The following is a 21167-nucleotide window of genomic DNA, read 5'->3' as shown; positions in this document are numbered from 1 at the left end:
CCTCTCCGACACGCTTGTCGTTATATTTTTTCTTGATAACGGCAATGCAAGCGACAGAAAGGGGAAACAAATAATGATTAATTTCTCACAAGCCAAGCGCTGCCTTCACAGCTGGCAAACCCTCTTTTCCATCAAACGTTTTCACGCCCATTAACCACTTGCTGAGGACGTCAGGATTCTTTTTTAGCCACGCCTTGGCTGCTTCTTTCGGGTCGGTTCTTTCCATGATCGGTAGCATCACCTGATTTTCCATGTCAGTCGTAAAGTGTAAATTTTGGGCTAGTTGATCGGCATTGGGACAACGCGCCTGATAGTCCGCAGGAAGAACTGTAAAAACTTTGGCTTCACCATAATTTGGTCCAAACACATCATCACCACCGGTTAGAAAGTTGATCTTTTGTTGAACGTTCATTGGATGCGGTTCCCAGCCAAGAAATACGATCCATTTCTTTTGTTTAACCGCACGACCAAGTTCGACCATCATTCCCGCTTCACTGGATTCAATCAGCTTGAAACTTTTCAAGTTGTATTCGTTTTTTCCAAGCATTTTCAATATCACCGCATTGCCATCATTTCCAGGTTCGATGCCATAAATTTTTCCGTCCAGTTCTTTCGAATACTTTGCGATATCACCGAACGTTTTTAGACCAGCGTCATAGACGTAACTCGGTACAGCGAGCGTATATTTCGCGCCGGTGAGGTTCGGGGCGGCCAAAACTTTAAGCTTATTGTCTTTCAAAAATGGTGCGATCATCGGGTCCATCGTTGGTGACCAATAACCTAAAAATATATCAATCTGCTTATTTTTTATACCGGCAAAAGTGATCGGTACCGACGCGATGGTTTTGGTTGTGTGATACCCCAAAGCGTCATACACGACCGATGCCAAACCGGTTGTGGCGGCGATATCGGTCCATCCGACGTCGGCAAATCGGACATTTTGGCAAGCTTTTGCCTCGCTTGCCGATGCTACATTTGTTAACATCAAGGTGCTAAGCATCCCTACCGCAGCAACACGAGCGATCACCTTACGATTAAAACATTTCATTGCGTTTCTCCGAACAAAGAACTGGCATGCCGAGTATAAAAACTGGCAACAAAAAGATGCTTTTCTATTTCTTGATTTAACGATTAACGCCTTATGCAATTCATTGCAAGTAGCGGCGCAAGATTCAGTATGTTTCTTAGAGCCCCGGATCAGACATCGTGTATCAATCAGGGATTTGTCACCATAAGTAACTATTTATTGCCGCACATCAGCTTTAACTCTTCAATAGTATGCCGCCGTGCAATACCTATAAATTACACTCCGCAACCCGTGCGACGTGGATAGATTGCGACATCCTATTGTCTGTCTGCGTCAAATACCTTTGATGCTGCGGCAGCGCCCGAAGCATCCAGCTCTTCACGCGGAAGCAAATGATCGGTGGCGGCAAGAAATGGATGATGTAAATGACGTTCACTACTCGGTGATCGTCCAAACTGATTGCGGTACGCTTTACTGAAGTGGCAGGATGATTGAAATCCACAAGCCACGGTGACGCTCATGATTGACATGGCAGTCTGAAGCAACAATTCACGGGCGCGCCGCAACCGTAGTTGCAAATAATAATGCGTTGGTGTGACATCAAGATAATATTTAAACATACGCTGCAACTGACGCTGGGAGAGCCCCACCAATCGCGCGATTTCATCGAAAGACAAGGTCTCCTCGATATGCGACTCCATCAGGCGCGCCACTTCAATTAATTCCTTGCGACTAAATCCCAGGCGCGCCGCAATCGGAATATGTTGCTGATAATTGCTATCGCGTATTCGTTCGAGAATGAATTGCTCTGAAATTTCTGCAGCCAGCGTCTTGCCGAAGCTGGTGGCGGTCAGATGCAGCATTAAGTCAATTGGGGCGGTGCCACCGGAGCAACTCAATCGATCCCGATCAATCGAAAATAATCCTTCAGAGAAGAGGACTTTAGGAAATTCCTCACGCAACGCAGAAAGATTTTCCCAATGAATCGCACATTGATAACCGTTCATCAATCCGGCTTTGACCAACGCATAGCTGCCAGTGCATATACCGCCAAGCTTGACGTGGCTGCGAGCCAGCTTCAACAGAAGCGCACATAGTTTTTCATTGACGGCGTCATGAATATGGACACCGCCACAGACAAACAGAACGTCTGGAATACCCGCCTGTTCCAGAGTCTGCGTCGGCGACACTGGCAAGCCATTGCTGGCCGGTACGGGGCGGCCATCCATGCTGATGACAGACCAGCGATAAAGTGGTTGACCGCTGATATAGTTCGCCATACGTAAAACTTCGATCGCACTCGAAAAGGCAATCATGGAAAAATTCGATAGCGTCAAAAAACCAAAATGCGTGGTGTTGCCAAATTTTGATTCGCCAGTGTGACTGTAAGCAGCGGCTAATGCCGCAGGCTGGGACAAAACTATTGCGGGTACTTGTTGCGACGCCATGTGATCTCCATCCGACATCCGATCTGGACGCGAGGGAAATCCCTCGCGCATTCAAGCAATTCCCAGTCTTTTATTATGGCAATTGGGTCAACTGGACACCGGCTGTCTCGCCGCTTTCCGAAGATGCCCGATGCTTGCTAAACATTTTGCGCAACTTAAAGAATCGCTGTACCTTGCCAGCTTCAGGCGTGGTGCCAAAACTTTCAGTAATCCGATCCAAAATAATCGCCAACAATACCACGCTCAAGCCACTTTCAAATCCAAGGCCAATATCCAGCCGTTGAATACTCGCCAACACATCGTTACCCAATCCACCCGCACCGACCATTGATGCAATAATCACCATCGATAACGCCATCATAATCGTTTGGTTAATTCCTGCCATGATCGATGGCAAAGCATTTGGAAACTGTACTTTATAGAGCAATTGCCAAGGCGTGCAACCAAAAGCTTGCCCTGCTTCAATAATCTCATTATTGACATGACGAATACCAAGCGCGGTTAAACGAACGGCTGGTGGCATGGCAAAAATGACGGTCGAAATAATACCTGGTACTCGCCCCAGACCAAACATCATCGCCGCTGGAATCAAGTACACGAATGCGGGCATCGTTTGCATCAGATCGAGTATCGGACGCACAACCATTGCCACCCTTTTGCTATTTGCGGCCCATATACCCAATGGAATGCCGAGCGCTAAACTAATGAGCGTTGCAGAAATGGTCAATCCCAACGTCACCACCATCTGATCCCAAAAACCGGTACCAATGATGACCAGGAAGGCAATTAGCGTAAATAGTGCAAACTTGAAGCCAACCCGCCACACACCCATCACAATAAAGAAACCTACCAAAACCCAGATCGGTAGTATTTGCAGACCATGTTCGATGGATTCGGCAAACCAGCTGATGGCGCTGCCAAAGGCGTCAAAACTGTTGCCGTGTTTGTCAAGAATATAGTGGACGCCGTGATCGACCCAACGTCCGAGTGGAATAGTGTCAGACATGAGAGCCCTCCGGTTTGGATAGTGCTTGAAGAATCATGGATTGACTGATCGCGCCGCAATAACAGCCATTTTCGTCGACTACAGGAAGTGGAACCGGACTGGCGATCAATTTCCCCATCACCACCCGAAGTGAGGTGCGATAGTGAATCTGTTCAACTTTTTGCAATGTCAACGGCTGCATCACGCCGCTGGCATCGGCAAAACCGCGTGTAGGAACGATACCCTTCACCTTGCGTGCGTCATCCACCACGAAGGCAAAGTCGGACCCGCTGCTTGCATATAAATGGGGATTTACTTTTAGCTCATCGGTGGATTTTATTAACGGTATCGTATTTGATTGCATGAGATCGCTGGCGGTCAGATAGCGACTGGTATCAACGCCGTCAAAGAAAGCGCGTACATACTCTTCTGCCGGATTATCGATAATTTCCTGCGCCGTACCGACCTGCACCAAACGCCCGCCTTCCATAATCGCGATACGAGAACCGATCCGAAACGCCTCTTCCAGATCGTGTGAGACAAAAATAATCGTGCGGCGTTGCTCTTTTTGTAGTTCGAGCAAGACGTCCTGCATCTCTTTACGCTTCAAAGGATCAAGTGCGGAAAATGCTTCATCCATGATCATCAGCGACGGATTCACCGACAGCGCCCGCGCCAAACCGACCCGTTGTTGCATGCCGCCCGATAACTCGCATGGCAGTTTGTTGGCAAATGACGCTAGGCCGACCTGCTCCAGAACCTTCATCGCCTGACGTTCACGATCCTTCTTTGGAATCCCCGCAACTTCCAGACCAAAGGCGGCGTTCGACAGTACAGTCCGATGCGGCATCAATGCAAACGACTGAAACACCATGCTCATGTCACGTCTGCGCAAATCGATCAGTTCCGCTTTAGACATCGCGGCAACGTCCTGACCATCTACCCAAACACTGCCCGCGCTCGGATCAACTAATCGGTTTATCAGGCGAATCAACGTTGATTTACCAGACCCGGAAAGCCCCATTAGTACGAAAATCTCACCCTCTTGCACTTCGAAGGAAACATCCTGTACACCGACCACTTGTCCGGTCTCAGCAAAAATCTTATCCTTTGAGTATCCTTTTTTAAGCATACTTAGCGCTATCTCGGGCGTGTTTCCAAAGACTTTGTAGAGATGGTCAACGACCACTTTTCCTGATTTCATCAATTGCCTCCTGATCGATCGTTCGCTGCTACCGCGCTGTAGTACTCGTCAACGGTAGATGTCATCACTTGGTACTGTCTTCACTTACTTTGGCGAGCGATCGCCGATATTCTTTTGAAGCTGATCCGATTCAATCAGCGCTTCAACATTGTAGTTAACAATAGATTAACCCATGGATTAACCCATGCATTAACGGCGCATCAAAAGCGCGTTCAAGACGCGTTGTAAGTTAGTACCATAGTCGCCAGAAAGGTTTTGCGCCGGATGAAAATTTGCGACAACCACTTAATCAAAAACGACGGCGCCCCTGTCGCGCGAAGACCAATGCAGGTTTACCTGTCTGCGCGCAGCGAATAGACATTTCAACATTATCGTTATTGCACTATTTTTAGTCGCCATCGCTTTAAAAAAACGACCAACTTCCGTCGTTAAAAGACAATCAATGCTCCGCCTCTCAATAGGCCAGAACGACGCCCTGATGTCCTGTCGTAATTCCATCACTTTTGGTCGTATTTACCAACACTTAAATAGATTCATGGCAGCAATAATTAGCGCGTTGATGCGAAGGTTGGTCCCGTCGTCTTTGCAACCATCACATCGGGCTAATTTATAACGGAGTGTTATCTATGCTTAAAAAATCATCTCATTCTTTAATTTCACCAAAATCGACTTTATTTTTAGTAGTCGCTGCCGTGGCGTGCGGCTATCAAGCTCCGACAATGGCCCAGACGGCACCGAATAGCGCTGCAATTATGCCGACAACTACAGCGCCGGTAACGACCGATACGCCGCAAGCAGCAACGCTTCTCGCATCTCCTTGGACCGCTAACCTTACGCTGGCCTCACAATACGTGTCACGTGGGTTCCGGCAAACCTGGGGCAAGCCAGCCATCCAAGGTGGGATCGACTATACCCATCCCAGCGGATGGTCGGCAGGAACCTGGATGTCAAGCGTAAGCGATCACTTCATTGAAAACGGTACGGTCGAATGGGATTTATATGGCGGCTATTCCGGCACCGTCGGAGATGTTAGTTATAGCGGCCTGATTTACTATTACCTTTATCCCGGCGCAGAAATGTCTTTCGCTAAGACTAAATATAACTATGGGGAAGCAGTTGCCTCGGCCACCTATAAATGGCTTAACGTTAAATACTGGCTCACCTACACGCCGACTTATTTTGGCTATGACAGCAAGACGCTGGGCGTTGGTAATAACAAAAATAGTCAGGGCTCCGGTTATCTCGACCTCAACGGCAACTTCGATCTGAGTAACGGCTACAACCTGCTATTACATTACGGTTATGAGCGGGTCCAAAATTTTTCAGCCTATAACTTTCAGGACACCCGAATTGCAGTGTCAAAAGTGCTTGATGGCGGTTGGACGCTGACCGGCGCTTATACCAAAGGCTGGGCCAAAAATGGAATTTACGCACACTACACCACCGGCGCATTAAATTCTGCGGGAGCGGCAGAAGTATCAAATCCGTTAGCAAGCACGTTTTTGGTCTCCGTCACCAAAACGTTCTAATTTCAGCTTAGCCGAAATACCCGTTCCATTTTTTTACCTGCGTGGTTCAGACAAGCTAACGCAAAACGCGCCATCCTGATGAGGGATGACGCGTCCTGGTTAATTTACAGCTAAAAGAAAGTCCCAATATGACCAAAACGACCCTAGGTTAGTTTGCTACCTGCAACCATTCCTTCACACGCTCAGGATGCGCAGCAACCCATTTATCTGCAGCAGCTTCTGGCTTTTCACCGTTTTGTACAGCCAACATCACGCTATCGATCTCGCCCGGCTTCCAGGAAAAATTCTTTAACAGATCATTGATCGGTTTCGCCTTAGCCGCCAGGCCCGGGTTTGCGACGCTATCTACATGTTCTGCGTCACCAAACACGTTCTTAGGATCCTCAAGAAACTTCAATTTGTACTTGGCAAACATCCAATGCGGAATCCAGCCGGTCACGGCGATCGGCTTGTGTGCGCGAATGGAGCGGTCCAACTCGGCTGTCATTGCACTGCCCGAACTTGCCATCAACTTATAATCCAGCCCGTAATCCTTAATTGCCTGTTCGGTCTTGATCATCACGCCAGCACCAGCATCAATTCCGACGATGCGCCCGTCAAAAGCTGCTTTTTGTGCCTGTAAATCACCGACCGTTTTTGCCGTCACGTATTCCGGCACAATCAGGCCAATCTTGGCACCATGAAAATTAACACCCAGATCAACGACCTTATCTTTGAGTTTGTCGTAATAAGCACCGTGTGTTGCTGGCAGCCATGCAGACATGGTGGCATCCAGATCTCCCCGCGACACGCCTTGCCACATCAATCCAGCATCAACAGGCACCAGCTTGACCTCATACCCAAGATTTTTTCGCATTATCTGCGCCGCGACATAAGTGGTGGCAACACTATCTGACCAACCTTGGACATAGCCAATATTGATAACCGGTTTAGTGTCTGCAATGGCTAAGCCTGACACAGCCGTGATTCCTAAACCGAGGCTCAGCCAACACAGCTTGATTAACAGAGAGTTTGAATGCAGTTTCATTGAGAGCCTCTTAAAAGTGAAATGAATAACGTCATAAAATTTTTTGGACGAATCAGATTTCAAAAACATTTACTTTCCGTCATGTTAATCATCGTCTATCAGACAGCTCACAAGTACGCAATTTGCGACAAAATTTGGCTCAATTACGACGCTATTTAGCGGTTCAATAATAGATAATCCAACGCGTTGCAGATCTAGGTTCTTAACACAACAAAGGCACAAGCTACGTAAAAGAATCACTAAAAATCAGCAAACATCGGGAATAGTCAGAACCAATCAGAATGAATCTCCTGTGACACCATCAACAACGCCTGCATCAACCGATTATTATTTATCAATCACAAGATCGGTCAATGGTTTGCTACAGCAAAGTAGCACCATTCCCTGATCAATTTCGCGCTGACGAATGCCGCCCTTGTGTTGCATCGCGACCTGCCCTGAAATTAACTTCACCTTGCAGGTTCCGCACATTCCCTGCGCACACGAAGAGGCCAATCGGACGCCGGTGGCACGCGCCGCTTCCAGCACATGTTGCTGCGCGCCGCAGACTATTTCGCGAGCACTCTTTTGAAACATGACCTTAAAACTCGTCACTTCCGACAGCAAAGCCAATGCACCAACTTCGGTGGAAGGCGTCAATGCAGCGACTTCTAATTCGGTATTGGGGGCGTCCTCTTGGTGCGCTTCCAGGACTGCTTCCAACACGCCCTCTCGCACTTCTTCCGGCAGATTTTCGAATGAAAAACTTTCTTCGTGATAATGCTGCCGTTCAAATCCCGCGGCGTCCAGCATGCTGCGCACCGCCTTCATATAAGGCGCGGGTCCACAGACAAAAATTTCACGCTCCATAAAATCAGGGGCCATCAATGTCAATGCGGATAACGACAACATGCCGGTCGGGCCATGCCAATCACGCCGTGCGCCCAGACGCTCACAAATAAAGCATGTACGGAAATTTTGCTGACTGCTGGCAATCAAAGCCAACTCGCGTTCAAAGATAATGTCGTCCGGCGTGCGAGCGCTGTGAATGAACGTGATGTCGCGGTCATCCGACAAATCAAAATGGGTACGCGCCATTGACATCAATGGCGTAATACCAGAACCGGCAGATAGAAACAGATATTTATCGGCAGGAAAAGTGACGCAGGTGAACTCGCCAGCGGCACCCAACACACGCACGCTGTCGCCCGCTTTCAGATTGTCGTGAAGCCAGTTTGAAACCGACCCGTTAGGAACGCGCTTCACGGTAATCGACAACGTATGCGGTCGTGTCGGTGTCGAAGAGATGGTATAGCAACGGTTAATCGTTTCGCCCTCAATCTCCAGTTCCAATGTAATAAACTGGCCGGGTCGGAACGTAAAGCCGCTGTTATCTGGCGTCGCAAAAATAAAACTTTTAACGTCATGCGTTTCCACGCGTACCTGAATACACGTCAGCGTTTCCTGAATATCGCTATTCCAAGGCGGTGGTAGCGCATCCCAAAAACGCTCGCTGTTGATTCTTTGCTGACTATTTTTCTGCATAACACCCTCTGGAAAATCTGGTTTCACAGACGTCAGCTTATCCACACACATTTCCATAGCCTGCTCCGGCGATACTTTAAGATTTGATCGATTTGATGAATGTGATCGGTTCAACCGAATCAGACGAGTCTATTACATCAATTGATTCGGTCAGGCGATCGATATACCATTTGCAAAACTTCTCCACCAATCCTTCTGTATAAGGCGAGTACGGCCCCGGTTGATACGCATCACTATTGGCACCCTTTTGGGATAACTCGACCAACATCTTGTCCTGATCATTGGTAGCGTTCCAGACGGCCGTCAGGTTATCCAGCTGATAATCGATGCCTTCACGGGCATCTTTTTGAACGAGCCATTTGGTGCGCACCAGCGTTTTTTCAGCCGAAATGGGGAACACAGAAAAACTCACAATATGGTCACTCATGAAGTGATGCCAAGAATTGGGTTGTGTCCAAAATGACAAGCCACCCAAATCTGCACGGTCAAAATCGCCTAGCAGAATGCCGGAAGCCACGCGACCGTCCAATGTTTGTGATTCGCCCCCACGATCTAATGGCAACCGTTGCGTCCGAAAGCCGGTAATCAAATCGTCTAGCCGATCAATTTCTTGCGACGGCAAATTAGCGCTCTCCCACTGCGCACTACGTTCCGCAGCCAAACGCGTGAATTCCTCGACTTGTTCAATATTATTCGGTGACGGTTGGTAGCCGAAACCGTATTCAAATAACGATGCTGTCAACTCTGGATGGTTGGTCGCGCAGTGATAGCACTCGCGATTGTTTTCCATCGTGAGTTTCCAATTCGCATCTTCGATCAAGTCAACTTGCTTGGCGATTTTGCAGTCTTGCAATCCATGGGGAAGCAGATACGGCATCATCGCATCGCGCATCACCGAAAAATCCTGTGGCGGCACTTCGGCCAGACAGATAAAAATCAATCCTGCCAGATTTTCTACATGTACCGATTTTAGATGATGTTCGCTGTGCTTAAACTGATCGCCCATATGTTCGGCATAGATGAGTTCTCCGGTAAGATTGTAGGTCCATTGGTGGTAAGGACATACCAGATTGCCCACGGACCCTTTATGCTCTGAACACAACCGCGCACCACGGTGACGACAAACGTTGTGATGCGCACGTACCGACATATCGTCGTCGCGCAAGATCACGATAGAGTTGCGGCCAATGTCGACCGTCACATAATCGCCCGGCTCCGGAATATCCGGATCAATCGCCACCTGAATCCAGTGCTTGCTAAAAATTTCCTTGATATCAAGGTCAAAAATTTCAGGACTTAGATAAAAAGGCGCGTCCAGGCTGTGACCCTTTAGACGTTTGGTAATCAAATCTTGAATCTGTTTGGATACTTTCAATTTCTTCTCCATCTATGACACTTTTAGAACAACACGCTTACTAATACTGTCGCTGAAGAACAGCGCTGTCGGGCTTGAAGTTTAATAATCGACAAGGCGATGCTCCCGCAAATAGGTCAATATCGCCTGCGCTTTTTCACTGGCACTGCCTTCCTGAATCATCCTGCCGCCACGACTTTCAGCCACCGTCGCTGACAACATTCGGGCATGACCGGACCGCTTTTCCTGGGCGACCAGTTTTAACGGTCTGGCGGTGGCCGGTGACAAGCGCCACACTTGCTGCTGATCAAGGTTGTTTGTCACAGATGACAATTGTGTGCGTGTTTTATGACGGTCAATAGCACCACTTTGCAAGCTAGCGTGGGCATATCGCGCATTGGATGGCGCTAATGGATGCACGGTCAAGAGTGCCGGTAAGGTCACGGCGATTGCCCGACGACGCCCTTTGGGCAAAAACTGTTGCAACATAATGTCAGTCTTCACGTCATCTGAAGCGGACGCAGGATCAGGTGTGATGCCAATCACATCAGCGACGATTGGCAGCCCTAACTGACTCGCCAACAAGTACGGCACCATGCCCGATGCTTCGCCACCTTCAGCACAACTGCCGCAAAGAATCAGGTCGTAGTTTTCCAGCGCTTGTTTCAACACCGGAATAATATTCTGATCGTCTTCTAATGCAATGACTTTGACCGTTTTAGCGCCGAGCGCCAGATAATCCGATAACGCAGCATTGTCGGGATTGCCTGCATGAATAATATCCAAGCTGATGGCGGCAGTTGACTGCGCCAATGCGACCGCCATACTCATGGCGGCAGCATCATTACGGCTATAGCGCGCGATGCCGCTGACCGGATGACGGCCGACGGAAACCAGCACAGCCAACCTTTTCGAAGCACCCTTTTTGAGGTTCATGATGCGCTCCCTGTCCGAACCTTAATATTGCTAAGCGCAACGTTGCCGACCCCAACATTTCTGGCTTGATTAACTTGTTCCAGCAAAGCCGTAATCACCGCATGCGCATCATCGATAATGCTGAGATCGGCACGCTTAATCATCGGCGCGCTTGCGTCCAGATTGACCGTAATCACATGACGACAATCTTTGATGCCTTGCAGATGCTGGACCGCACCCGAGATACCGAAGGCCAGATAGACGCTGGCGCTAACGGTTTTTCCGGTCGCACCAATTTGTTGGTCGCGACTGAATTTGCCGTCATCCACGGCAACACGGCTTGCGCCCACCGCCGCCTCCAACACAGACGCCAAACCATTAAAAGTCGCGACGTCATCGACACCATTCCCTGCCGATACGATAAAGTCTGCTTCATCGAGTGCCATTTGAGATGCCGCCAATACTTTAATGCCGTGGTCGCGGTATCGGGATGACTCTTGCGCAGAAACGGCAGCAGCGGCGCTCGCTGTAGCGATGCGCTTTTCGTCTAGTTCGCCACGCCCCAAAAATGGCAAACGCGTATCGACCGCATCGGGGGCCAACATAATGATGCGCGACAAATTACGGCGTGCCATCACGGATTGTTGCTGGCGATAAGTTGCCAATCCGGTCGAGTTGATCTCGACGACATGCGTCGCAATGCCGCTATTGAAGTCATCCGAATCGCCAGCTTGGGCCAAAGCAGCGCCGAGACGCCTCCCCAAATCGCCGCCAGAAAGCGTGCAATCAGGAATGAAAATATGCTCAGGTTGCAGCGTAGCGATCAGATGGCGTAACGCTGCCAGTTCTTGTTCCGGTGCAAAGAGGTGACTACCGTATTGCGGCAATACAATGACACGGTCAACACCCAAAATGGCGCTGGCATTGTTGCTGTCATCGTTGCTGTCATTGCCATCGTTAAATTCACCAAAGACCAGCAACACAACTTCAGTGACCGCATCGGCCAATAATGCCGCCGCCGCAATAACCTGCCGCGCATGCTCATCCAATGCGCCACGATCACTATGCGCCACGGCAAGAAAGGACTTGGTCGCCAACTGAGTGGAACGTAATGGCTTTGCCTGGTGATGCGCCTGTCCGCTAGCGATCAACGAAACATCCACCACATCGCCGATTTCGCCTTTTAAACCGGTACTGGAAAGACCCAGCACGATTCGCCTTAATCCCTCGGCTGTGACCGTAAACGGACGACGCGGATTTACCCGTTTGATAGCGTGATGCAAAGTCGATTCCAATTAAGCCTCCAAAGCTGCGGCAACCAGCTCGGCAATATCACGGATGTCAGGGCGCGGTCCGACGACGCCTTCCAGCATGGCGGTACAGTTTGGGCAACCCACCACTAAGGTGTCGGCCTTTACCGCACGGGCGTCATGAATGCGAATGTCGGGTATCCGTTGTTTGCCGGGAATGTCAGTTAAAGGCGCGCCCCCGCCACCGCCACAACAACGGCCGCGCATGCCGTTGCGCTCCATTTCGTGCAATGGCAGTCCCATTAATTTAAGCAGTTCACGCGGAGCTTCAATCTCACCGTTGTAACGGCCCAGATAGCAAGGATCGTGATACGTAAATCTTTGATCGCTTTCGATCGAGACACGGGGAGTAATTTGTCCCTGTTTCGCCAACGCTGCCATGAACGTCGTGTGATGAAACACCTCGTAACGTCCGCCAAACGCCGGATATTCGTTGCGCAAGCAATGCATCACATGCGGATCAGCAGTCACGATGCGTTTGAACGACAGCGTCGATAACGTGCAGATCAGGCGTTTGGCGAGCGACTGAAAGGTTGCCTCGTCACCCAGACGTCGGGCCACATCGCCGGTATCTGTTTCCAGCGCGCCAAGAATGGCGAAATCCACAGCGCCAGCTTGCAACACTTTGACCAATGCTCTCAAGCTGCGTTGATAGCGCATGTCAAAGCCACCCTCGCCCACAATCAATAGAACATCAACCGATTTGCCGGGAGCAATTTGGGTGATGTTCAAATCGATGGACCAGTTATAACGCACGTTGAGATCAAAACCTCCCGCCGTGGCTGTTTCACGCAAATTGGCTAAAACCTCGGGTCCTTTCCCCGGTACCGCGCCGTCTTCCAGCGTCAGATTACGGCGCATGTCGACCACTGCATCCACGTGCTCAATCAGCATCGGACATTCTTCAACGCAAGCGCGACAAGTCGTGCAGGACCAAATAGTGTCTGGTGAAATCAGTCCGGGGAAAATTGCCTTTTGCGGGCCGCCTTGATGCTGACCCAGAGGGATACCGGGATAAGGACTACCCGCAAAATGGGCATCGCTTCCGCCCGCCATGCCGAGCACCATGTCCTGAATTAGTTTTTTTGGGTTCAACGGCTGGCCCGCAGCAAAGGCCGGACAAGCGGCCTCGCACTTGCCGCACTGCACACAGGCATCAAAACTTAACAACTGGTTCCAGCGAAAATCCAGCGGTGTCCGCACCCCGAGCTCACCTTTATTCAATGCCAAAGGTTTGAGGGCTGTGGTCGGCACTCCGATGGTCGGCACTCCGACTTTTGCCATTCCTGTGCGTGCGGCTTTTTGTTGAAACCTTTCCGGGCGTGGGTGAAATGCCAGATGCAACAAACCTGCCAACGCATGTTTCATCGGTCCGCCCCGACCAATCCCGACCGTCATATTCCAGGCACCAAACCCTAGCAGCAACACTGTCACCACTGCCGTCAATCCAGATACCACACCAACCGGCAAAATACCCATCAGCAATAGACCCAAAGCTAGCGCACCAAGTACCCAAGGCAAACGATTCCAGGCACCAAGCGAGAGCCGTGCAGGAGGTGTGCGGCGACGATGCCAGACAAAAATGACACCCACCAACATCACCACAGCAAATAAGGCAATCGCAGCATTTAAGAGCGGCCAATACAACATGAAACCGTAATTGATGGCAACCAGCGCCATGGCCGCAATTGCACCGCCTGCTGTCGCAATGTGGGTGCGCGCGATATACGGATCGCGGGCCACAACATGATGCAGGTCAACAAAATAACGCTTAGGAATCGCCAGCAACCCGATCCATTGCACCGGCGCGACTGCACCCTTGCGGCCAGCGCGCCACAACGTGGCCCTCCGCGTCAGACCGGATAACAATCCGACTACGGCTATCCAGAACAGAATAGTGATGATTGGATTGAGATGAACAATCGTTCCATTTCCGATCGGGCTCATGCTGATGAAGGTTGACGAATCCATGCTCAGAAATCTTTACACAAGCGCAGCGAATCATAGATCGCTGCATGGATGTTATGCATCGAAATGCAGTCGCCGACCCGAAACAGCAAAAAGCGTCCGTTACCTAGCGGCTCAGATAGCGCTGGCTGCGGCTCGGCTGCATACAGTTTCTTGATATCGGTCTGACCGTGGTTTGCCGATTGTGGCTTGAGCGACCAATACAAATGATCGTTAGGCATGATGCCGTTTTCGATGACGACCTGATCGACGACGCGCTCTTCCTGAATTTCAGTGTATTCATTCCGTAAGATAGCAATTTTTTTATCGCCTTCGGCATAGACACGATCCAGCCAATAATTAGGCGTCGGAATGATGCCTTGTGCATATAAGCGACGATAAAAAATGGGGAATGTTGTGCCACCGGTATCGTCCGCAATCTTGACATCGGGCGTGACGATTTCAACCTGGCTGCCACGACTCGCCAGAAAATCGGCCACCCCGAACCCTGCGTGTGTGCTGATTCCGTCATACACCAGCACGTTCTTGCCGGGAGCGACACGTCCACTCAAAATATCCCATGAACTGACCGCTAATCCGTCTGCCACGCCCCATGCAGGAACCTGTCCGGTGAAATTGCTGCCGCCCGTCGCTAAAACGACGATATCCGGTTGTTCTGCCAATATCATGGCTTGGTCGGCATCCACGCCAAGTCGGCGATCAACGCCCAGTCGCTTGGTTTCCATATCGAACCAGCGCACAATGCCAGCCATTTGTTCACGCTGTGGTGCTTTTGCGGCCAGATTGATCTGACCACCAACGGCATCACACCGCTCAAACAGCACAACGTCATGACCACGTTCACGTGCCACCCGCGCGGCTTCTAATCCTGCCGGACCAGCGCCTACTACAACTACTTTACGCTTTGGACCACGGCTTTTAGCGATAATATGCGGCATGGTTTCTTCACGCGATGTTGCCGCGTTCTGAATACACAAAACGTCAAGACCGTTATATTGGCGGTCAATGCAATAATTAGCACCGACGCATTGTTTAATCTCATCTTCACGGCCATCGCGGATCTTGATCACCATGTGTGGATCGGCAATCTGGCCACGCGTCATACCGACCAGATCAACCATACCAGCCGCCAGAATACGTTCGGCCTGACCGGCATCGCGAATACTTTGGGCGTGCATGACCGGCACTTTTGACACAGTTTTTATTCCGGCCGCCAAGTGCACGAAAGGCTCCGGCGGCAATGCCATTGGTGGCATGCAATTGACCAGTGTATTGTGCGTATCAGCACCAGAACCCACTACGCTAAGAAAGTCGATTAAACCGGTTTCTGACATTGCCTTGGCGATGCGTTTGGCGGTGTCGTGATCAATGCCGTCTTCGTGGAATTCATCGCCACACATCCGCATGCCGACGCAAAAATCCGGTCCGACCGCTTCACGCACAGCAGTCAGCACTTCGATGCCAAAACGCATCCGATTTTCGAGGCTGCCGCCGTATTCATCCGTGCGTACATTCACGCGTGGACTCCAGAATTGATCGATCAGTTGCTGATGGGCGGCCGAAATTTCAATGCCGTCCATGCCTGCGGCCTTGACGCGTCTGGCGGCGGCGGCGAAATCGGCGATGACACGACGTATCTCCTCAATCTCGATAATTTTAGCGTTACCACGATGCACCGGCTCACGGATGCCAGACGGCGTCAGCAAATGCGGCCAGCTTTCGCCGTGCCACGAGCTGCGGCGCCCCATATGTGTCGCTTGAATCATGATCTTGGCACCGTGACGATGCATCGCTTCAGTCAATCGCGCCAACGGCTCAATGACTTTATCGGTCGTCAGGTTGACCGACTTCCACCAACCTTGCGGACTGTCAATCGACACGACACTGGAGCCGCCGCAAATCGCCAGACCCAAACCACCTTTGGCTTTTTCTTCGTAATAGCGAATATAGCGCTCACCCGGCAAGCCGCCAGCATCCGCATAGACTTCGGCATGTGCGGTGCTGACTACGCGATTGCGCAGCGTCACCTTGTTTAAAGTCAGCGGCGAAAAGAGATGTGGGTAACGCATGATGAATGTTCAAACTCCTAAAGGACCAATGAGCCAGCACAACAATTTTTGCTGCCGATATTATTTAAGCCAACAATGCCGTGACCGTAAACTCGCAATGCGCATGACCCTCACCAGCACATTGGGTTTCAATACAGGTTGCTTTTATTTTTTGACCGGTAGTGTCCGATACCCAATCCATCGCGCCGGAGAACCAGCCTGCAAACATGTAGCAAAGTTTGCCTTCTGCATCAGGCTGCTGGAGAACAAATGATGAGTTGAGCAACTTGATTTTTGCCGTCGCTTCAGCTGCATTAACTTCAGAGAAGCTAAACAACCCCCAACCGCGTTGTGACAGGCGATTGAGGTAATGTTGATACACTTCAAGTCCACTCATGCCATGCTGTTTTGCTTCTTTTTCACACCAGAAATACGCTGACTTATGACCTGCGTCATAAAGAATCTGCGCATACTTATCGCGACCCAACGCGGCTTCAACGGCGGTGTGATTATTTGTGAAAAAATGGCGCGGCACGTATAGCATCGGCAAGTTATCGGTCGTCCACACGCCGGTTTCTGCATCGACTTCTATCGGTAATTGAGGTTTCATCTTTGGCTTTCTCTGGTCGTTATCGATTCAATCGGATCATGTTTTTGGGAGTGACTTAACTACGGCTAGCCGACCCAGACTTCACCAAAAACACGCATCCAGTTTTCGCCCAAGACCTTACGAATCCGGCTTTCTTTCCACCCTGCGCGTTCCATCGCAACAGTCAGGTTGGGAAAGTCGCCAATGGTGCGAAAACCTTCAGGATTGGTGACAGTGCCAAAATCAGTCAGGCGACGGTGGCGACCTTTGTCATGCGTCAACCACTCAAAGAAAGGCTTGCCATATCCTTGCGTAAAGTCAGTGCCAATGCCGACGCAATCATCGCCCACAAGATTAATCACATAGTCAAATGCCTCGACGTAATCGTCCACGTTGGCGTTGCTGCCACGCTTAAGGAAAGGCGGAAACATGGTCACGCCGATAAAGCCGTTATGATCGGCTATAAATTTCAGTTGCTCATCGCTCTTGTTGCGGGGATGCTCTTTCAAGCCAGATGGCAGACAGTGGGAATAGCACACCGGTTTACTGGAAGCCAGAATCGATTCAGTAGAGGTGTTACCACCGACATGAGAAAGATCGACCATGATGCCGACCCGATTCATTTCGGCGATCACTTCGCGGCCAAAGCCTGACAAACCACCATCGCGTTCATAGCAACCAGTACCGACCATGTTCTGCGTGTTGTAGCAAAGTTGCACTACACGCACACCCAACTCGGCAAACACTTCGATGTAGCCCAGATTATCTTCAAAAGCATGGGCATTCTGAAAACCGAGAATCACGCCAGTGCGGCCTTCCTTCTTGGCGCGCTTGATGTCGTCGACACCGCGCACCAACGTGAGCAAATCGGCGTTATCACGGATCAGATTTTTCATGTCGACAATATTGCCGACTGTGCCCTGAAAATTTTCCCATACCGAGACGGTGCAGTTAACCGCGCTGAGCCCCCCTTTTTTCATATCTTCAAAAACCGGTCGTTCCCACTTGGAAATATTCAGGCCATCAATGACCAGACTTTGTTGGTGTAATTGGCTCATAGTGTGCTCCGTTGGTGACCGGAAATAATCCGAAAATAGTTAGTTTCAATCTGAATTTCAATCTTATTGAAAGCTAAACCTACGTTTAGCCGTTATGACAATTCAATAAATGGGAAAGCGTTTACACATCGTCAGCACGCGTGCACGAACACTTTGCTCAGTCTCGGCACAGCCTTCTGGCTTGCGGGCTAAACCATCCAATACTTCGACGATCAGACCACCGATAGTGCGGAACTCTTCGATACCAAAGCCACGAGCCGTGCCTGCTGGCGTACCCAGCCGGATACCGGATGTGATGGTGGGCTTCTCGGTATCGAACGGAATGCCGTTCTTGTTGCAGGTAATACCGGCCCGTTCCAGCGCATGCTCAACGTCGGTGCCCTTCAATCCTTTAGGACGCAAATCGACTAGCAATAAATGATTTTCAGTACCGCCAGTGACCAGATCGACGCCACCCTTTTTCAGAACTTCGCCCAATGCGCTGGCATTGGCAACCACGTTGCTGATGTACTGCTTAAATTCTGGTTGCAGCGCCTCACCAAATGCCACGGCCTTACCGGCAATAACGTGCATTAAGGGGCCACCTTGCAAGCCGGGAAACACCGCCGAATTAATTTTTTTGGCGATATCTTCATGGTTGGTAAGAATGAAGCCACCACGCGGACCACGCAGCGTTTTGTGAGTGGTTGAGGTCACGACGTGCGCATGTTCAATTGGATTTGGATGATGACCAGTGGCAACCAAACCAGCGATATGGGCCATGTCCACCATCAATAACGCGCCGACACTGTCAGCAATGGCGCGGAAACGCGCAAAGTCGAGCTGGCGTGGATAGGCCGAATAGCCAGCGATGATCAGACGTGGCTGGTGCTCTTTAGCTAGCGCTTCGACCTGATCGTAATCAATTAACATAGTGTCGGGACGCACGCCATACTGGACCGCGTTAAACCACTTTCCCGACATGGCCGGACGTGCACCGTGGGTTAAATGTCCACCTGCATCCAACGACATACCGAGCACCGTATCGCCCGGCTTCACTAACGCCAGCATCACTGCGCCGTTCGCTTGCGCGCCGGAATGCGGCTGAACGTTGGCATAGCTGGCGCCGAACAATTGCTTCACCCTTTCCAGCGCCAGTACTTCAATCTGATCGACGAACTCACAGCCGCCGTAATAGCGTTTGCCGGGGTAACCCTCGGCATATTTGTTGGTTAATACCGAACCTTGCGCCTCTAGTACGGCACGCGACACGATGTTTTCCGACGCAATCATTTCGATCTGATCTTGCTGACGCTCTAGTTCAAGCGAAATGGCTTTCATCACCGGCGCATCGCGCTCGGATAGTGACTGGGAAAAAAACGCGTTTGTAGAAGTCATGGGCTCGGGTCCGGTAGTGACAGCAACTAAAATGCACGAAGAGATAACGTCTCGAAGCTGGCTTATTCCAACTCTCTCTCTGTTGGTCACATCTTGTCCTAAGCCTAGCCGTGCTATTTCCTAAAGCGGACGGGAACCTTTCAAATTACGACAACGCTGTCACTTTTTGCCAAGTCCATGGAGATCTCGGCAAAGCCAAAATGCTTAAAATGGGAAAAATATCTTTTTCAACGCCGGCGCATAATAAACTTAGCGAATTATTCGCCTGCATGGATCCCAAAGCGTAAAAGAGAATAGTTGTGTTAATTGCAATTTATCCGGATTCGCCACAAAAAAATTTTGTATGGGTGCTGCGTTACACCAATTTTGTTATTCACCAAAACAGCACAGGCGATAGCGCCAAAACCGCGCTCGCTGCACGAAATCGGGCGCGGGAAATCGACGACACACAAAAAAACAACAATGTGTTTTGGATGGATTTATTAACAATTGCAATACGCCGCTCAAGGCCTCAGTTGATTGACCTCACGCCGAATTTGATTTGTCGTCCAGCGCTATGAACTGATGAATGGATTGGCGGAGATATGCGCTAATACCGTTCCGAGGCATGCCAATAAGTCAGATGGAATTTGCGAAAATTTAACAATTGCTACATGTTCGCGAATGGCATGGTTATTGCAGCGCACAATCGAAAGCATTTGTTTTTTTAAGTAATTCGACGGTACATTGTCCGTCGCTGATGGTTGCCAACGGAGTGGGTCATGTCTAAAAGTGAAATTTCATCTTTCTCGCATTTTGCTTTTCTTCCACTTAATAACTTTACGATGATTGCATTTTCAAATGCCATCGAAGTATTAAGAATGGCCAATTATCTAGAGGGTAAAACACTCTATCGCTGGACTGTTGTTAGCCCGGAAGGTGGCTTGGTATGCGCCAGCAATGGATTATCTATTGATTCCTCCCCGCCTGATCCAAACGACATCCCCGACGTTGTCTTTGTTTGTGGCGGCACAGATATAGAATCCGCAATCAATGCGGAGTCATTGTCACTCATGCAGCATTTTGCGGACCAAGAAGTGGCGATGGGTAGTTTGTGTACCGGCACCTTTGCTTTAGCCAAAGCGGGCTTGCTGGATGGTTACACCTGCGCGACCCACTGGGAAAACATGTCGGCATTACGCCGCGCATTTCCGTCCGTCTCATTTTCACGCGATCTTTTCGTGATTGATCGGGATCGCTTAACCTGTACTGGCGGTATAGCGCCACTGGACATGATGCTCAATCTGATTTCTCGCCAGGTGGGAAAAACGACTATCGCAGCCATTGCCGATCAATTTATTCTCGAACATGTACGTGATGATAAAGACCAGCAGCGCGTGCCATTAACAGTCCGGATGAATTCGGCAAGGCCTGCGATGGTTGAGGTCGTGTCGCTGATGGAGGCAAATATAGAAGAACCGTTATCGCTCGAAGACCTGGCGCAGCTGTCCAATTCTTCGCCGCGGCAATTACAGCGCATGTTTAAAGAGCATATGGGAATGTCGCCAACACACTATTATTTAACGTTGCGTTTGCGCAAAGCGCGTGAGTTGTTACGTCAGACGGATATGTCGATTTTGAGTATTACCATGGCATGTGGTTTCCAGTCGGCATGTCACTTTAGTAAAACCTATCGTGAGGTGTTTAATGTGGCGCCAAGTTCTGAGCGCCGTAAACAAACTCCGGTCTCCATTCCTATCCCACTATTAAATCAGGCGACAGGTGGACAATTTCAGGCGGCAGCATTCCGATAATAGCTACATTA

General features: G+C 50.0%; 16 protein-coding genes. 2 read left to right on the top strand and 14 right to left on the bottom strand.

What is annotated here, in order from left to right:
- Positions 1-85: 85 nt before the first annotated feature.
- The 4 genes from RGU75_RS14905 to RGU75_RS14890 form a co-directional block, all read right to left on the bottom strand.
- Entirely contained in the window at positions 86-1000 is a 915-nt protein-coding gene (locus RGU75_RS14905) for a choline ABC transporter substrate-binding protein (protein WP_322240554.1), read from the bottom strand.
- A 344-nt stretch (positions 1001-1344) separates the two neighbouring features.
- Complete coding sequence (locus RGU75_RS14900; RefSeq protein ID WP_322237173.1) at positions 1345-2475, bottom strand: GlxA family transcriptional regulator; 1131 nt, start codon at positions 2473-2475, stop codon at positions 1345-1347.
- A gap of 73 nt (positions 2476-2548) precedes the next feature.
- Entirely contained in the window at positions 2549-3481 is a 933-nt protein-coding gene (gene choW, locus RGU75_RS14895) for a choline ABC transporter permease subunit (RefSeq protein ID WP_416186819.1), read from the bottom strand.
- Positions 3474-4664, bottom strand: coding sequence for a glycine betaine/L-proline ABC transporter ATP-binding protein (locus RGU75_RS14890; RefSeq protein ID WP_322237170.1), 1191 nt, complete (start codon positions 4662-4664; stop codon positions 3474-3476). The genes choW and RGU75_RS14890 overlap by 8 nt, the downstream gene beginning before the upstream one ends.
- Before the next feature lie 626 nt (positions 4665-5290).
- Between RGU75_RS14890 and RGU75_RS14885 the strand changes: the two genes are divergently transcribed.
- Positions 5291-6193, top strand: coding sequence for a TorF family putative porin (locus RGU75_RS14885; RefSeq protein ID WP_322237168.1), 903 nt, complete (start codon positions 5291-5293; stop codon positions 6191-6193).
- Between the two features lie 148 nt (positions 6194-6341).
- On the opposite strand, the gene RGU75_RS14880 is transcribed toward RGU75_RS14885, so the two are convergent.
- The 10 genes from RGU75_RS14880 to RGU75_RS14835 form a co-directional block, all read right to left on the bottom strand.
- The gene (locus RGU75_RS14880) at positions 6342-7220 is read right to left on the bottom strand and encodes a glycine betaine ABC transporter substrate-binding protein (RefSeq protein WP_322237166.1); all 879 of its coding nucleotides are present in this window, start codon (positions 7218-7220) and stop codon (positions 6342-6344) included.
- Positions 7221-7547: 327 nt separating this feature from the next.
- Positions 7548-8744, bottom strand: coding sequence for an FAD-binding oxidoreductase (locus tag RGU75_RS14875; protein WP_322240550.1), 1197 nt, complete (start codon positions 8742-8744; stop codon positions 7548-7550).
- 76 nt (positions 8745-8820) lie between these two features.
- Positions 8821-10119: an aromatic ring-hydroxylating dioxygenase subunit alpha gene (locus RGU75_RS14870; RefSeq protein WP_322237164.1), complete on the bottom strand. Its 1299-nt coding sequence runs from the start codon at positions 10117-10119 to the stop codon at positions 8821-8823.
- Between the two features lie 81 nt (positions 10120-10200).
- A complete protein-coding gene (locus RGU75_RS14865; protein ID WP_322237162.1) occupies positions 10201-11034 on the bottom strand; it encodes an electron transfer flavoprotein subunit beta/FixA family protein in 834 nt (277 codons plus the stop codon).
- Positions 11031-12296, bottom strand: a complete 1266-nt coding sequence (locus RGU75_RS14860; RefSeq protein WP_416186872.1) for an electron transfer flavoprotein subunit alpha/FixB family protein — start codon at positions 12294-12296, stop codon at positions 11031-11033. The genes RGU75_RS14865 and RGU75_RS14860 overlap by 4 nt, the downstream gene beginning before the upstream one ends.
- Before the next feature lie 12 nt (positions 12297-12308).
- A complete protein-coding gene (locus tag RGU75_RS14855; RefSeq protein ID WP_322240547.1) occupies positions 12309-14270 on the bottom strand; it encodes a (Fe-S)-binding protein in 1962 nt (653 codons plus the stop codon).
- 26 nt (positions 14271-14296) lie between these two features.
- A complete protein-coding gene (locus tag RGU75_RS14850; RefSeq protein WP_322237158.1) occupies positions 14297-16360 on the bottom strand; it encodes an NADH:flavin oxidoreductase in 2064 nt (687 codons plus the stop codon).
- A gap of 64 nt (positions 16361-16424) precedes the next feature.
- Complete coding sequence (locus RGU75_RS14845) at positions 16425-16949, bottom strand: DUF5943 domain-containing protein (protein WP_322237157.1); 525 nt, start codon at positions 16947-16949, stop codon at positions 16425-16427.
- Positions 16950-17014: 65 nt separating this feature from the next.
- Positions 17015-17986 (bottom strand): dipeptidase, encoded by a 972-nt coding sequence (locus RGU75_RS14840; RefSeq protein WP_322237155.1) that lies wholly within the window; start codon positions 17984-17986, stop codon positions 17015-17017.
- A gap of 102 nt (positions 17987-18088) precedes the next feature.
- On the bottom strand, positions 18089-19363 hold the full coding sequence (locus RGU75_RS14835; protein WP_322237153.1) for a serine hydroxymethyltransferase: 1275 nt from the start codon (positions 19361-19363) through the stop codon (positions 18089-18091).
- A 761-nt stretch (positions 19364-20124) separates the two neighbouring features.
- Here RGU75_RS14835 and RGU75_RS14830 point away from each other — a divergent pair.
- Complete coding sequence (locus RGU75_RS14830) at positions 20125-21156, top strand: GlxA family transcriptional regulator (protein WP_322237151.1); 1032 nt, start codon at positions 20125-20127, stop codon at positions 21154-21156.
- Positions 21157-21167: the final 11 nt, after the last annotated feature.

This window comes from Glaciimonas sp. CA11.2 (assembly GCF_034314045.1).
GTDB lineage: Bacteria > Pseudomonadota > Gammaproteobacteria > Burkholderiales > Burkholderiaceae_D > Glaciimonas.
This window is presented reverse-complemented; position numbering and strand designations above follow the sequence as displayed.